The sequence below is a fragment of the Schaalia georgiae DSM 6843 genome, assembly GCF_000429245.1.
Lineage (GTDB): Bacteria > Actinomycetota > Actinomycetes > Actinomycetales > Actinomycetaceae > Pauljensenia > Pauljensenia georgiae.
In genome coordinates, this window is record NZ_AUBM01000006.1 from 146,362 (window position 1) to 160,961 (window position 14,600).

General features: G+C 71.1%; 8 protein-coding genes. 1 reads left to right on the forward strand and 7 read right to left on the reverse strand.

All coding sequences use genetic code 11. From position 1 onward, the window contains the following. Window positions 1-34: 34 nt before the first annotated feature. The 3 genes from G447_RS11645 to G447_RS0100700 are packed head-to-tail and all read right to left on the reverse strand — an operon-like array spanning window position 35 to window position 6,323. Window positions 35-2,020, reverse strand: a complete 1,986-nt coding sequence (locus tag G447_RS11645; protein ID WP_051226166.1) for a serine/threonine-protein kinase — start codon at window positions 2,018-2,020, stop codon at window positions 35-37. Beyond that, window positions 2,017-3,273, reverse strand: coding sequence for a type 1 periplasmic-binding domain-containing protein (locus G447_RS0100695; protein WP_026429663.1), 1,257 nt, complete (start codon window positions 3,271-3,273; stop codon window positions 2,017-2,019). Before G447_RS0100695 ends, G447_RS11645 begins: the two co-directional genes overlap by 4 nt. Next, entirely contained in the window at window positions 3,270-6,323 is a 3,054-nt protein-coding gene (locus G447_RS0100700) for a hypothetical protein (RefSeq protein WP_026429664.1), read from the reverse strand. The genes G447_RS0100695 and G447_RS0100700 overlap by 4 nt, the downstream gene beginning before the upstream one ends. 182 nt (window positions 6,324-6,505) lie before the next feature. Here G447_RS0100700 and G447_RS0100705 point away from each other — a divergent pair, with 182 nt between their 5' ends. Continuing rightward, window positions 6,506-10,882 (forward strand): FtsK/SpoIIIE domain-containing protein, encoded by a 4,377-nt coding sequence (locus tag G447_RS0100705; protein WP_026429665.1) that lies wholly within the window; start codon window positions 6,506-6,508, stop codon window positions 10,880-10,882. Between the two features lie 78 nt (window positions 10,883-10,960). Here G447_RS0100705 and G447_RS0100710 read toward each other — a convergent pair whose 3' ends face one another. From G447_RS0100710 to G447_RS0100725, 4 genes are all read right to left on the reverse strand, one after another. After that, window positions 10,961-12,043, reverse strand: coding sequence for a hypothetical protein (locus G447_RS0100710; RefSeq protein WP_131295633.1), 1,083 nt, complete (start codon window positions 12,041-12,043; stop codon window positions 10,961-10,963). Between the two features lie 167 nt (window positions 12,044-12,210). Continuing rightward, window positions 12,211-13,629: a hypothetical protein gene (locus G447_RS0100715; protein ID WP_131295635.1), complete on the reverse strand. Its 1,419-nt coding sequence runs from the start codon at window positions 13,627-13,629 to the stop codon at window positions 12,211-12,213. Window positions 13,630-13,784: 155 nt separating this feature from the next. Then, window positions 13,785-14,093 (reverse strand): hypothetical protein, encoded by a 309-nt coding sequence (locus tag G447_RS0100720; protein WP_026429668.1) that lies wholly within the window; start codon window positions 14,091-14,093, stop codon window positions 13,785-13,787. Between the two features lie 117 nt (window positions 14,094-14,210). After that, complete coding sequence (locus G447_RS0100725; protein ID WP_026429669.1) at window positions 14,211-14,510, reverse strand: WXG100 family type VII secretion target; 300 nt, start codon at window positions 14,508-14,510, stop codon at window positions 14,211-14,213. Window positions 14,511-14,600: the final 90 nt, after the last annotated feature.

Below are 14,600 nucleotides of genomic sequence, written 5' to 3' on the forward strand. Positions count from 1 at the left end.
CGCAGGGCGCGGGGCGCCGTCGGCCACTCGGCCGCTACGAGTTGCGCATCCGCGCCTGGAAGGATGCCTTCGGGGAGGACAGTCCCCCGATCTGCGCCTCGAGGTCGCACGAGTCGGTGGGCTGCTCGGCCAGCACCCGGGTCCCGCTGACCCGCGCGGACGAGCACGTGGTGAGGGTGAGCCCGTCCAGGCCCTGTCCGCCCGTCAGGTCGAGGAGGGCTTGGATCTCCGCGCCATCGCGGGTCTCGGAGGAGACGAGGTCCGTTTCCGTCGTCCCGTCCGCTTTCCCGTTCCACCTGGCGGTGACCGTGTAGGGGACCGGCGTCGCCTCCGTCCCGTCCAGGCTCACCGACTCGGGTTTGACGGATATGCCCGTGACCCTCTGCAGGGGGAAGCGGGTGCCCGTCATCGTGGACAACGCGGACGCGGTGGCGGAGTCCACAGACGCCAGCCACTGGGAGTAGTCCGCGGGCGCACTCCCGTCCTCACCGACCAGGTCGAGGTCCACGGGCAGGGAAACGACCTGCTGCTGGCCGTAGGCCACGGGGGCGAGCACGACGCGGTAGCCGCACGGGACGCTCATCCCATCGGTCGACGCTTTGATCGGCTGGAGGGCGCTCTTCGTGTCCGCCGGGGTGGCACACTTGCCGTCCTGGACGCCCGGCAGCACCACCAGGACCTCGCCGGAGACCGTGACTTTCGGGGCGACGGAGTAGGTGAGCGTGAGGATGGTCCTCTTCGCGTCCTTGTCCCATGTGGCGCTCGTATCGACGCGCAGTCCCGTCGCCGAGAAGTCGCCAGTGGTCCTCGCGTCGCCGATGGAGAGGCCGGCGTAGGGGTCGTCGTCCGCAGTGCCCGAGCGCCCGCCCAGCCACATCCACGCGCCCGCGCCGACGGCTATGGCGCACACGGCCGCCACGGCGCACCACAGGATCCACCGCTTCGGTTTCGCCTCCGCAGTTCCCGTGTCCGCGGGCTCGGGCCCCACGACGTAGTGGTGGAAACCTGGTTTCAGGATCGTCTCGTCGCCCTCGGGCTCGACGAGGTCGACGCCGGGCGCCTCGTCCTCGACTGCGGCGGGGCGCTTGCGCTTGCGGGAGCTCACGATCGTCATCTCGTCGTGGATGGTGCCCGCAGCGCGCCCGGTGTCCGCATCGGCGGGGGCCGCTGAGGGCGCCCAGCACTCGTCGTCGGCCCCGGGCGGCCCATCCGCGCCGGGAGCCGCGCCGGGCGGGGCCAGTCGCCTCAGGGCGCGCAGGCAGGCGGCGGCGCTCGGCCTGGCGTCCGGGTCCTCGGCCAGCATGTGCGCGACGAGGTCCCACAGCGCGTCATCGATGGGCAGGCGCGGCGCCCGGCCGTGGTCGGCCCCGGCCGCTGCGCGGGGTGGCGCGCCGGAGAGCATCTCGTAGAGGACGACTCCTGCGGAGTAGACGTCAGCGGCAGGGGTGGCGCGCCCGCCCGCGTCCACTTCCGGCGCCATGTAGGCGGGAGTCCCGACGCGCTCGCTGTCCGGTTCCTGTGCCGCCAGAGCAGCGATTCCGAAGTCGACGAGGCGGACGCCGGCGGCGGTGGGGGCGTCCGGATCGGTGATGAGCACGTTGGACGGTTTCACGTCCCGGTGCACGATGCCCGCCCGGTGGGCGGCCGCGAGCGCGCCGAGGACGCCCGTGCCCACAGCCGCAGCCCGGTCCTCCGCCAACGGCCCGTGCTCGCGCAGCAGCGCCGCCAGGTCGGGCCCCTCGACCAGGTCCATGATGATCGCGAGGGTGTCCCCCTCGACGACCATGTCCCTGGCGCCCACGACACCGGGGTGGTCCACCGCGAGAAGGAGCTTGCGCTCGTTGATGAAACGGGCGATGACCTCCGGATCGTCCTCGTGGTGCTCTTTGAGCAGTTTCGCCGCGACCTGTCCGCCACTGCGGTTGTCGCGCGCCCGCCACACCTCGCCCATGGCGCCCGCGCTGATGGGCTCCTCCAGGGTGTAGCGGCTGCCGAGCGGGGCTCCCCCTGCGCGGGTCATTGCCCGAACCAGTGGAGCGTCGGGACGGCTCCGCCTGACTGGGGGGCCAACCCGGTGTCGGAGGCCGTGGCCCGCAGGAGGCGCCTCTCGGAGGCGGGGACCGCCTCGTAGGAGCGGAAGTCCAACGTCCCCACCGCCAGTCCCTGCCCGGTCGAGACGGTGAGGGCCGACAGGGCGGCGCGGACGCGCGCGGGCTTGGAGGACTGCGCGGCCTCGGCCGCCCGGACCAGGGCGACGACCGCGTCGTGGCTGGTGGCGTCGGCGCTGCGGATCGACGTGGCGCACGCGTCGTCCTTGTAGATGTTCTCGCACTGGGGGTCCGCCGCCGCCATGCGCATCGCCGCGTAGAAGGCGGAGGCGGCGTCGCCCGCCTCTCCCGCGGTGAGGGCCGTCGTCTCAGCGGGGGCGCGGCCCACTGTGACCAGGCGCCCCTCCGATGCCCCCGAGGCGGTGACCGCGTCCCCGAACGCCGGCGTCATCGCCTCCGGGGTCAGGAAGACCAGGGTCTGCGGGTCGTCGAGGGCGGTCTCCAGCGCGGTCACGAAGGCAGCGGCCTCGTCTGCGGAGGCGGCGACCACGACCGAGTCGATCTCGCGGTTGTCCAAACGCTCTTTGACCGCAGTGGCCTGCGCCCGCGGGTCGGCTGCGGAGCCCGAGGCGATGCCCTCGACCGGGCCCTGGCGCTGGGCCCCGGTGACCACGTAGGGCTTGGAAAGGCGCGCGTCCCTGAGGGTCTGGTCGATCGCCGCCCTCACTCCCGCGGCGGAGGGCGCCAGGCTCCACACCCCGTCGGCCCCGGCCTGCGAGTACGCCATGACGACCGCGCAATCCGCTGCGGACGCCTCGGCGAGCGCAGCGTCGAGGTGCCCGTCGGCCTGGGACTCCACCAGGATCGCGCCCACGCCCCCGTCCAGCAGGGAGCGGACGGCGTCCGTGGCGCCCGAGGGCGTGCCGTCGTCCAGGGCGACGCGCAGGTCCACTGGCGTCCCCCCGAGTCCGAAGCGGTAGGCAGCCAGGTTCGCCCCCTCGATGAGGGGCCGGAACTCGGACCCCCTCCCCTCGGTGGGGCCGATGAGGACGCCTATCGACAGTGGCGCGTCCGCGGGCAGGGAGTGGTGCAGGGCGGCGTCGACGAGGGCAGCGGGCTGCGCGGCCGGATCGGATTGGGAGGAGCCGCCGCCCGGGCGGCACGCCGCGGTCCCGGCCGCTACTCCCAGTACCAGGAGGGCGATGGGGAACCGGGGGCGCTTCACTTCGACACCCCGATCGTGTAGGTGATGATCGTCGTCGTGGGCCCCGCTCCCCCGCTGAAGGGCGTGTACTCCTGCAGGCGGCCGTCCGCCAGCGAGTACGCGGCGGCCCTCAGGTTCGCCCGCCTCAGCGCTGCGGCGCGGGAGTGGGCGACCGCGCCCACGGAGGCGCTCGACTGGTCCAGGACGTCGCCCGTCGCCCCGATGTCGGTCGTGATCCCCCTCAGTTTCCCGATGAGGCCGAGGCGGGAGTTGGTGCCCGGCTGGCCCAGGTTGAGCAGGAGCACCTCGAACTGGTGCTCCAGGCTGGAGGCGACGGTGGTGGACTGGCCCGCGGCGTCGCCCAGGCCGTCGCGCAGCCCGGTGAGGGTCGCGTTCATCGACGTGTCCAGGTCGCCGAGCGCCTGGGCGAGCCTCTCGTCCGACCGGGCGCCCGCCTCGTCGATCATGCGCCTGGTGGCGCCGTCGGACTGCTCCCGCTGGGCGGCGATCCCGCTCTGGAGCTGGCTCCCCAGCGCGTCGATGCCGTTGACGGCGCCGTCAAGGGCGCCGGTGGCGCGGTCCTTGCCCTGGGCGATGAGCTGGTGGGAGGAGTCGCTGGTGCCGTCGATCCCCGATTTCAGGGATCCCAGCGCAGCGCCGAGGTCCGTGTTCGAGCAGTACGAGCGGTTCGCCAGCCACACGACGGCTTGCCCGCTCGCCCCCGGCGCGGTGCCCGCGTCGTCGTCCGCCGGGCACTCCAGCGGGTTGGTGAGGGGCATGACCGACGAGTCCGGCCAGATCCCGTTGACGATCGTGGCGATCTGGCGGATCTGCGCGCGCTGGTCGGGGACGCCGCCGCGGATGTCGGCCAGGAGGGCGCGGACCTCGACGAGGACTCCGGTGGGGTCGGGGTGGTCGGCGCTCACGCGCTCGTCGTACAGCGCGTACAGGGCGTTCGCCAGTTCCTCCCCCGAGCCGATCGACGCGCGCAGTTTGGCCACGGCGTCGTTGAGGGCGGTGAGCTGCCCGTTCATCTGCTGGGCGTTGTCGCGCGCGGTGGCCGCTGAGGCGCGCAGCGACTGGATGGCCCCGACGGTCGCCGCGTAGCCCTCCACCATCGACGCGGTGGAGCGGGCCAGCTGGGCGGCGGGGCAGTCCTGCTGGTCGAGGCCGCCCAGTGCGGCGACGATGGCGTCCGCGCTGGAGTCACTGGTGAGCCCCTGCGCCCACGACGCGTTGCACCGCGTTCCTTGGGCGTCCAGCTGCCCCACGATGGAGTCGATGGCGGCGGGCGTGTTCGACGAGAGGAACCAGGACCCCACGGAGGCACTGCCCTCCGTCGAGTTCGCGAGGGCGTCGAGCTGGGCGATCAGCCCCTGGTCCGCCCCGTCGCCGTTCAACGCGGTGGCCAGGGCTCCGCGCACGCCGTCGACGGAGTCCAACCAGTTGGACGCCGACCCCAGGGAGGCGGTGGCGGACTTGACGGCGCTGATCGCCGCCTCGTTGTCCGCGGCCAGTTCGTTGACGGGGCGCGCGGCGCCCGCGTCCGGGTCGGCGTCCTGCAGCGCCTTCACACGCTCGGAGAGCCTGCCGAGCTGGCTGGCCAGGCCCGTGCGCCCCCGCAGCACGTCCATGAGCTGGTTGGTCCCCAGGCCCTCGTAGCCCGTCACCGCCGCCTCCGCGAGGGTGTTCAGGCGCTGGAGCCTCTGGCCCACGTCGGAGTCGAGCAGGTGGAGCGCGCACGTCAGCGAGGCCGTCGAGGCGTCCGCCTCCTCGCACGCGCGCGCCTGCTCGCCGCCGTCGAAGACCGCGGGGTCCCCGATGGAGGCGCGCAGGCCGGCCACGATGGCGTCCCTGCACGAGTCGTTCTCCTCGGATGGGGTGAGCACGGTGCCCAGCGCCTCCATCTGGGCGTTCACCAGGGCGAAGGTCGATGACACCGTCCGCTCCTCCCCCTCCGCGAGCCCCGGCAGGGTGAGCGAGCACCCGTCCACGGAGGAGGGGGTGAGCGCGGGGTCCGAGTTCGTGCCGAGCAGGGAGGCGAAGGAGTCGACCAGGGATCTCAGGCTCCCGCGCACGCCCTGGGTGGCTCCGCCCACCGCCGACTCGGCGGATGTGCCGATGGCCTCCAGTTGTGAGCCGGTCGTGCGCAGGTGAGAGGCGACCTGGTTGGAGCTGGAGCGCAGGTCCGCGTAGGTGCCGTCCGCGATGGTGGACACGTCGGTGCGCAGCGCCGAGTGCACTTTATCGACGAACTCGCGGGCCTCTCCGAGGCTCGTGGTGGCCTTTCCCACGGTGTCGAGGACTTGCTGCTCACTGACGCCCCGCGCCGTGCCCGGATCGAGGGCGCCGCGCAGCAGGCCCGCCAGCGAGGGGTCGGTCGTGATCCCGGCGATGGTGGACAGGGAGAGCTGGGGGACCTGGAAGTCGGAGGAGTCGACGACCAGGGTGAATGAAGTCGTGGGGCTCAGGGCGGGGGGAGCGAGCAGTGCCGCCCACTGCACGGAAGTCGTGGCGGAGTCGAGCGCCAGCACGCTCCCGTCCGACACAGCGCCCTGCTCGTCCGCGGCGGTGACGACCGCTCCTCCGGACACCTCCGCGTGGGCGGCGATGGTCATGGGCACGCCCACCAGTTCGGTCTGGCTGTAGCGCACGCCGTTGGACTCGTAGGAGACCTCGGTGGGCTTCGCCGTGAGGTTCTCGACGAACCACTGGATGGCGAAACGGCCCGACTTCCCGGCCAGGAGGGCCAGGTCGGTGCCGACCTGGCCGTCGTGGGACCACGTGGTGCGGATGCGCACCGGCAGGTTCTGGACGGCTTCCTGCGGCTCGATCGTGTCGGAGTACTCGGTGACGGCGCCGCTGGGGTTCTTCGTCATGGAGGCCAGTCCCACATTGGTGACGGCCGAGGATCCGTCGAGGGTCACACTGACGTGCTGCAGGGTCGGGGCGTCGGCACTCGCCGGGCCCATCGGCCGGAGCACCGCCAAGCAGCCGACCAGCACCAGGCACAGTGCGGCCGCAGTCCTCTTCCGGGTGCCCCTCAGCGCTCCCCAAGGTCGTTCGAGCATGTCTCCCCCATCCGCCAATCGTCATCGCACCTATCGGTGGTTGTGATGCGATGAACATAATCCTGACCGATTGCCAAATACTATGGAAACATATATTTTCAGCGAACGACACCGGCAGAGCCCAAAAACACACAACGGGCCGACGGGACCCCCGGAGGCTCCCTGACCGTTCGGAGGGATGAATGCGCTTCAAATTCGAGCTGAGCGCCAACGGCGGAACCGTGCCCATCCTGGTGACCACCGAGGCCACGGCGACCGTCGCGGACCTGGCGGGCGCCATCGAGTCCGGGCGCACGGGGATCCCCGTTCCCGAGCACTCCCCCCTCGCCGTTGAGATCATCGACGGGGCCGGGGCCCGCCTGCGCGCACTGCCCCCCGCCTCCCTCCTCCTCGACACCCCGCTGCATTCCGGGCACCGCATCCGCCTTATCCCCGGCGAAGGGGCGGAGGGGCGCGGCCCCGACGGCGGTGCCCGCCTGCGCGTGGTCTGCGGCCCCGACTCGGGCAAGTCCTTCCCCCTGCACCCCGGGCCCAACATCCTCGGACGCTCCGCCGAGTGCGACATCGCCCTCACCGACCGCGAAGTGTCCCGGCGCCACGCGCGCATCACCATCGGCCCCGGGGCACGGATCGACGACCTCGGATCGGCGAACGGGATCACCATTGACGGCGAGCGCCTCGACTCCGCCGACCTCTCCGGGCGCACGCCCGTCCAGGCGGGGGCCACCGTCTTCGTCGTCGACACCCCCAACCAGCCCGGGGGGCCGGGAGGCCCCGGCATCCCCTTCAACCGGTCCCCGCACGTGCGCGTCGACTACGAGGGCCGCGAGCTCCAGGCCCCCGAGCCCCCCGGGGCCCCCAGCGCGGGACGCAGGCTCTCCCCGCTCATGGCGCTGGCGCCCCTCCTCATGGGGGTGGTCTCCTTCCTGGTCTTCCGCAACGTCATGACCATTTTCTTCTTCGCCATGAGCCCCCTCATGATGGTCGGCACCGCCCTCGAATCGAAGATGTCCGGCAAACGCGCCCACAAGGCCGATGTCGAGAAATTCCAGACCGCCCTCGACGACCTGCGGATCTCCATCACCAACGCCCTCGACGAGGAGCACGACCAGCGGCGCGAGGAGGTCCCCGCTCTGGAACGCGCGATCGAAGCCGCATACGGGCGAACGCCCCTGCTGTGGTACCGCCACCCCGACGACGACTCGTTCCTGCGCGTCACCCTGGGCTACGGGCGCGCGCCCTCGCGCAACACCCTGAAGATGCCGCCGCGCCGCGGCGCCGACGAGCAGACCTGGTCGCTCCTGCTCGGGGTCGAGGAGTCCGCGCGCTTCGTCGACGACGTGCCCATCACGGCGTCCCTGCGCGAATGCGACAACCTCGGCGTCGCGGGCCCCAGGGAGGAGCGCCTGCCCGTCGCCCGCGGCTACGTCGCCCAACTCACGTGCCTGCACTCCCCGGCCGAGCTGGTCGTCGCCGCCCTGGCCTCGGAGGAGTCCAGCGCCGCGTGGAACTACCTCACGTGGCTCCCCCACGTCGACTCCCCCTACTCCCCGATCCCCGGCCCCCACCTCGCTTGCGCGCAGGCGACGGCCTCGGCCCTGGTGGGCCAGCTCGAGGAGATCGTCGCCAGCAGGCGCGAGGCGCGGGCGAACCTGCCCGGCATCGTCGTCCTGGTCGAGAACGACGCCCCCGTGGAGCGCGGGCGCCTCGTGTCCATCGCCGAGGACGGGCCCGGGGTCGGCGTCCACCTGGTGTGGATGGCGGACGCGCAGAACCAACTGCCGGCGGCCTGCCGCGCCTACCTGGTGGTCCACGGGACCAGCGCCACCGCGGGTTTCACGACCCAGCGCCAGACGACGCCCATCGCCTCCCTGGAGCTTCTGCCCCCTGTGACGGCCACGGGCCTCGCGCTCGAACTGTCGCCCATCGAGGACGCCGGGGCCCCCGTCCTCGACCAGTCCGGGATCCCGCGGGCCGTCTCGTACCTGGCGCTGGCGGGCGTGGAACTGGCGGACGACCCCCAAGTGACCGTCGGCCGCTGGCGCGACGACGGCTCGCTGCCCGGGGCCGGGGCGCCCGCTTCCCGCGCGCCGCGCACCCTCAAGGCCCTCGTCGGGCAGGGGCCCCTGGGCGACTTCTCCCTGGACCTGCGCTCGCAGGGGCCGCACGCCCTGGTCGGCGGCACCTCGGGCGCGGGCAAGTCGGAGTTCCTCCAGTCGTGGGTGCTGGGGATGGCGGCCGCCCACAGCCCCCGACGCGTCACCTTCCTCTTCGTCGATTACAAGGGGGGCTCCGCGTTCGCCGACTGCGTGAACCTGCCGCACTGCGTCGGCCTGGTCACCGACCTCTCCCCCCACCTGGTTCGCCGCGCCCTCACGTCCTTCCGCGCGGAGCTCACCTTCCGCGAGCACCTGCTCAACGCGAAGAACGCGAAGGACCTCGTCTCCCTGGAGGCCACGGACGACCCGGAGTGCCCTCCGTCCCTGGTCATCGTGGTCGACGAGTTCGCCGCCCTGGTCCAAGAGGTCCCCGAGTTCATCGACGGGATGATCGATATCGCGCAGCGCGGGCGGTCCCTGGGGCTCCACCTCATCCTGGCCACGCAGCGCCCGGCGGGCGTCATCAAGGGCAACCTCCGCGCTAACACTGCGCTGCGCGTCGCCCTTCGGATGGCGGACGAGATCGACTCGACCGATGTCATCGACTCCCCCCTGGCCAGCGAGTTCGACCCGAGGATCCCCGGGCGCGGCGCCGTGCGCACGGGCCCGGGCCGCATCTCCCTGTTCCAAACCGGGTACGCGGGCGGCAGGACATCCGACGCACCCACCGCGGCGCGCATCGACATCGAGACGATGGCCTTCGGACCGGGAACCGCGTGGGACATCCCCCGCCCCGCCGCCGCCCACGACGACGAGGACTCGGGCCCCACCGACATCACCCGCATCGTCGCCTCCATCACGAACGCGGCGCGCGCCTGCCGCCTGCCCGCCCCCCGGCGCCCCTGGCTGCCGGAGCTGGAGGCCCGCTACGACATGGACCGGGTGCTCGCCGCCGACGGGGGCGGCGACCCCAACGCCCTTCCGCTGGGCGTCATCGACGACCCCGCGCACCAGAGCCAGCACACCGTCCGCTACTCGCCCGACACGGACGGGAACCTGGCGGTGTACGGAACCGGCGGCTCCGGGAAGTCCGGGGTGCTGCGCGCGCTCGCCTACGCGGCCTCGGCGCTGTCCGACCGGGCGCGGACCCACATCTACGGCCTCGACTTCTCAACGGCGGGCCTGCCGATGCTCTCCTCTCTGCCGAACGTGGGGGCAGTCATCGACGGCTCGGACGCCGAACGCGTTATCCGGTTGCTGCGCCGCCTCGTCGAGCTGCTCGACGACCGCGCAACGCGCTACGCGGACGCCCACGCCGACTCCATCGCCGAGTACCGCCGCAGCGCCGACAAGCCCGACGAGGCCCGCGTCCTCCTGCTCATCGACGGTTTCTCCGCGTTCCGCGACGCCTACGAGACGGGAACGGGAGCGACCCTGAAGGCCTACGGGAACTTCACCCGCCTGCTCGCCGAGGGCAGGGGCGTGGGGATCCACGTCATCCTCACTGCGGACCGCCCGGGCGCACTGCCCTCCTCGCTGGCGGCGAACGTCCACACGCGCCTCGTGCTGCGCCAGGCGGACGAGAACGGGTACTTGGCGCTCGACGTGCCCAAGAACGTCCTGGTCGAGGCACCGCCCGGGCGCGCGGTCTTCTCCGGGGGCGTCAACGAGCTCCAGGTCGCGATACCCTCCGGCTCCTCCAGCGCCCCCAGCCAGGCGGCGGCGTTCGCGAAGCTGGCCGAGAGGATGCGCGATGCGGGGGTGGCACCCGCGGAGGGCGTCGAGCGCCTCGCCGACCTGGTGGCGCGCAGCGATGTCCCCGCCTCCATCGCGGGAATGCCCGTGCTGGGCATCGGCGAGGAGGATCTGGCCCCACTGCCCTTCTCGCCCCTGGGCGCGCTGTCGATCGGGGGGATGCCGGGCAGCGGCCGCACCAGCGCGATCGAGTCGGTCGTCCAGGCCCTGCACCAGTGGCGCCCGTCGCTCCCCCTGTACTTCATCGGCCCTCGCCGCTCGCGCGTCCACGACTTGGGGCTGTGGCGGGCGAGCGCGCGCGGGGTCGACGAGGTGGCGGCCCTGCTGGCGCCCGTCAAGGAGATCGCGGAGAACGCGGCCGCTGACGACGACGCCCCCGATGTCGTCCTGGTCGTCGAGGCGCTCTCGGAGTTGGTGGGCACCCCTGCCGAGGCCCCCGTCCTGGACATTGTGAAGAAGCTGCGCCGCAACGGGCACCTGGTGGTCGCCGAGCAGGAGACCTCGGGATGGTCGTCGGGCTGGCCGTTGATCGCCGAGGTGCGAAACGCCCGGCACGGCATCGTCATGCAACCCAACCCCATGGACGGGGACGTGCTGTTCAAGGTGGACTTCCCGCGCCTCAAGCGCTCCGACTACCCGCTGGGCAGGGGCGTCTACGTCCATTCCGGGAAGGTGCGCGTCGTGCAGTTGCCAATGCCCGAGTAGCGGCACCCGTCCGGACGCGCGCTGGTGGGCCGCCCCTGTCCCAGGTTGCGCCCAAGCCGCAGCCTCTCCGGGCTCCGCTCAGCTGCTGGCCCACTGGGGGCGGGTGCGGGCGGGTTCCCAGCCGCGCCCGAACAGGCGCTTGCGGGGCAGGAACTCCTTGGGGAACCACCCCCCGCGCCTCGCCTCCGCGTGCGCCACCGGGGAGGGCGAGGTCTCGACGAACACGCCCCCGCCCCCACCGGGCACCACCCGCCACGACGACGGAGCCCCCGAAGAGAGGAACCCACTGGCCGCCTCCGCGTACCCACTGCCCAACCACACCCACCACACCGGCACCACCGGCAAACCCAACACCACACCACTATTCCTGTCCGTGCGAACGATGTCAGTGGCGTCCGCCCCCGGCGCCCACTGCGCCAGCCCCCCATCGGACGCATAGCCGTCGACGACCTGGCACACCGCCAACTCGGCGCGCAGCTGCCGGGACATCGCCGTGAAGAAATCGCGGAACGCCTCCACACCCATCTTCTGCTCGACGGTGTCCACTAGGGCCCTGCACGACACGCGGTAGAAACCCGCAGGATCGATCACGCAATCGTCACTGCCCTCCGGCAGTGTCGTCGCGAGCGACAAGTCCACCTCCCCGAACACCCGGTCACCCAGAAGCGAGGGGCACGAGTGCTGGTTCCCGGGGCGGGAAAGCGCGTCAATGAGGCCGTCGGTGAGCGGCCGGCGGACCTCGTCCCTGTAGACCGAGGGGGAAAGCGCGGGCCACCGCTGACGGCACACGTCAATCCACCCGAGCAGTGGATCAGCTTCCCGCGTCCCCACGATCCCGAACCACGACAGCGCCAAAGCCGCTCGCCCGCCCTCGGCTGGGGGCTCGGCCTCCGCGAACCTGTACACCTCCCCGCTTGTGGGATCCGTGTACTCACCCGCCCCCTCGTCCAAAACGACGACAATGCCGTCGATCCGCTCGGCGAGCGCCTCGAACCCCGCCCTCACCCTCTCACCCAGGCCGCCGTAGCGGTCGGGCTCCAGGTACGCGCCATCGACCTCGGCACCGTGCAACGCCGCGAACCCCGCGCGCCCGTGCCTGTCCGCCAACCAGCGGACGAAGGCCTCATCATCGGTGGAAGGGTAGTCCCGCAACTCGAACACGCACTCCCCCACACGCACCCGGAAAGAACTCCCCAGCCGTGGCACGACGCCCGCGCCACCGCCGAACGCCGCCTCCACATCAGCGGCCGTCACCGGACGAGAACCGTAAACATCAAAACACACAACATTCGACATGCCATCACCTCTCGTAAAAGAACCGCCGCTGCCTATCTAGTGACGTGTCCCAGTCCGGCACCCGCAATCACCGGTGCGACCGCGCGGACGCCGAGCACGTTTTCCAAGGAATGAAATACGAAGTTACCCCCATTGCCTGCTCCCCGCGCAAGGGCTTGCAAAGGGCCCCTCAACCGCGTGTAGTACTCTGGAGAAAAAATGTGGAACACCCCTCCAGCGCCATCCTGGGCAGCGATTCTGCTGAAGTCTCGGAGCTGTGGTGTGTAGCCTAGATTTTGCCAGTACTTCACGTCGCCCAAGATTGGATTCTTAAATCCAGGAAACCGGAAGAACAAATCCGGCTCGCGACCATGCGTCGCTCCAGCAACGTACCGCCCCATCCGAAAATTCACCTTTGGTGCCGTGGAGTTGATGAGGAGTATTTCCTCGCCCAGGCGGCCCACAGCGTTGTTCGCTTTGTTGGCCGCTTTGATCCGCGCCCACGCCCCGGGGCGCAGCAGGGTGCGCATCCCGATGCGGCCAGCGAAACGAAGCACCCGGAGCCTCCGCATCCCTCCCACAGTCCCCATGGCTCCCTTGGTCATCCCCGCGAGTTTCGCCATGTACGCAGCCGAGGCGCGGCCGACCCGTTGCACGACCCGGCTCGCCATGGCCTTGCACATGAACCTCCCGACGCCCTTCATGGCGCCCAGGCCCAGACAGCCCAGGGCGGCGAAGGCCACCGAGATGAGCGCCTCGGTCCACGACTCCTCCCCTGTGGCGGCCAGTGCGACGTGCGCGATGGCCGCGACCACCCCCGTGATCGCCGAGATCGCGAACAACACACCCGCCAGGGCCTGCCCGATCACCGGGATCCAACACACCAACAACCCCAAAAGCCCCGTGATCGCGCTGACGATGTCGCAGATCTTCGCCACCCATTTGACGATCTTCGAGCCCCAGTCGTCCCACCACGAGTCCCCCAGCCCATCGTCACTGGCGCCGTCGATGACGTTCATGGCCTTGACCGCCGCGGTGTCCCTCTCGCTCATGGCGTTAAGGATCACCTGCCGCTGGGCCCGCACCCTGGCCCGCGCAGCGGAGGCATCCGAGTCAGCGGTGGAGGCGGCCCGCTCGTAGCGGGCCCGGTCGTCGGCCCCCTCCCCCTCAGACGGGTACTCGCCCGCGCTCTCGCGCATACGCCCTGCCCGCCCCACGGCCTCGTCCACGTCCTGCTGGGCCGACTCCGCCGCCGCCAGGGCGTTCACAGAATCCGTCTGCGCCCGCTCCAACGCCCCCGCGTACTCCACCAGCGCGTTGCCAGCCGCGCGGTAGCGCCCCTCGGCGACCTCCACCTTCTCCAGGATGTCGTCACGGGTCTCCAACAGCGCCTCCACCGCCTCCGACCCCCGCGACCCCCCGGCGTCCAGAGCGCGCAGGGAATCAGCGCACCGCAGGATAGCATCGGCCACCCCCACATAATCCGTCCCGCCCGCACGCACCACCACCGGATCCCCCGGAACAGGATCCGACTCAAAACCCACCACAGACCAATCAACCGGACGCACGATCACACGCCTCCATTTCCACTCACTCGAAATACCTGAACCGATGCTGCCCGCGGCTGTCAGCCGCCCGACTGCCCGCCCTCACCGCGCAGGGCGTCCGCGCCCTGCTTGTCGAAGTCCTTCCACGTGTCCGCGACGGCAGTGGCCGCCTGCGACATGGCCTTGAGGGCCTCCGTCATCTTCTTCCGCTTGTCGTCCCAGCCGTGGGCGAACTCGCGGACGCTCTCCGACAACCCGGAGTGCCCCACGGCCCCGGCGATCGTGTCCGACTCCGCGTTCGCGCCCTCGAACTCTGTCGCGATCGTGCCCGCGCTGGAGCCCAGGGCCGCGATCGTGTCGACCTCGATGATCATCGTCTCGCCGCTCATGTCAACGCCTCCAATTACCTAGTGACGACGAATGGAACCACAATGCTGGCGGGGCCCCGCCACCAGTAGCGCTCGCGCGGAACCAGCAGCAGGGCCCACCCGGGAACCCTGAGCGGCTCAGCCCCGCAGCGACGAGCTCATCTGCGTGTCCATCTCCACAACGGCGTCCGCGTACTGCGTAAGGAAGTTCCCCAGGGGCTCCAACCCGTCGTTGACCTGGGTGAGGCCCTGGGACAGCTGGCTGAACTGCTCGGAGTAGGCGCCCGACGCCGCCTGCGTGGTGAAACCCGAGCCGATGAGCCCGTTCACGGCCGCCAGAGCGGCCTGGATCTTCTCGGAGATCTCCGCCTTCGTCGTCACCAGCTGGCTGCCGATCGAACGCATCTCCTCGGGCGAGTACCCATAAGCGTTGGCCATGATCAGTGTTCTCCTTGTTATCCGGCTACAGAAGTTGGATTCCCAACAACTGGTGCGATCCACCGTAACCAACCCGAGTCGGCCGCCACA

Excerpts from the sequence above, each read along its gene's own strand:
- G447_RS0100705 (WP_026429665.1), top strand. The coding sequence starts at position 6,506 with ATGCGCTTCAAATTCGAGCTGAGCGCCAACGGCGGAACCGTGCCCATC.
- G447_RS11645 (WP_051226166.1), bottom strand. The coding sequence starts at position 2,020 with ATGACCCGCGCAGGGGGAGCCCCGCTCGGCAGCCGCTACACCCTGGAG.
- G447_RS0100700 (WP_026429664.1), bottom strand. The coding sequence starts at position 6,323 with ATGCTCGAACGACCTTGGGGAGCGCTGAGGGGCACCCGGAAGAGGACT.
- G447_RS0100720 (WP_026429668.1), bottom strand. The coding sequence starts at position 14,093 with ATGAGCGGCGAGACGATGATCATCGAGGTCGACACGATCGCGGCCCTG.
- G447_RS0100725 (WP_026429669.1), bottom strand. The coding sequence starts at position 14,510 with ATGGCCAACGCTTATGGGTACTCGCCCGAGGAGATGCGTTCGATCGGC.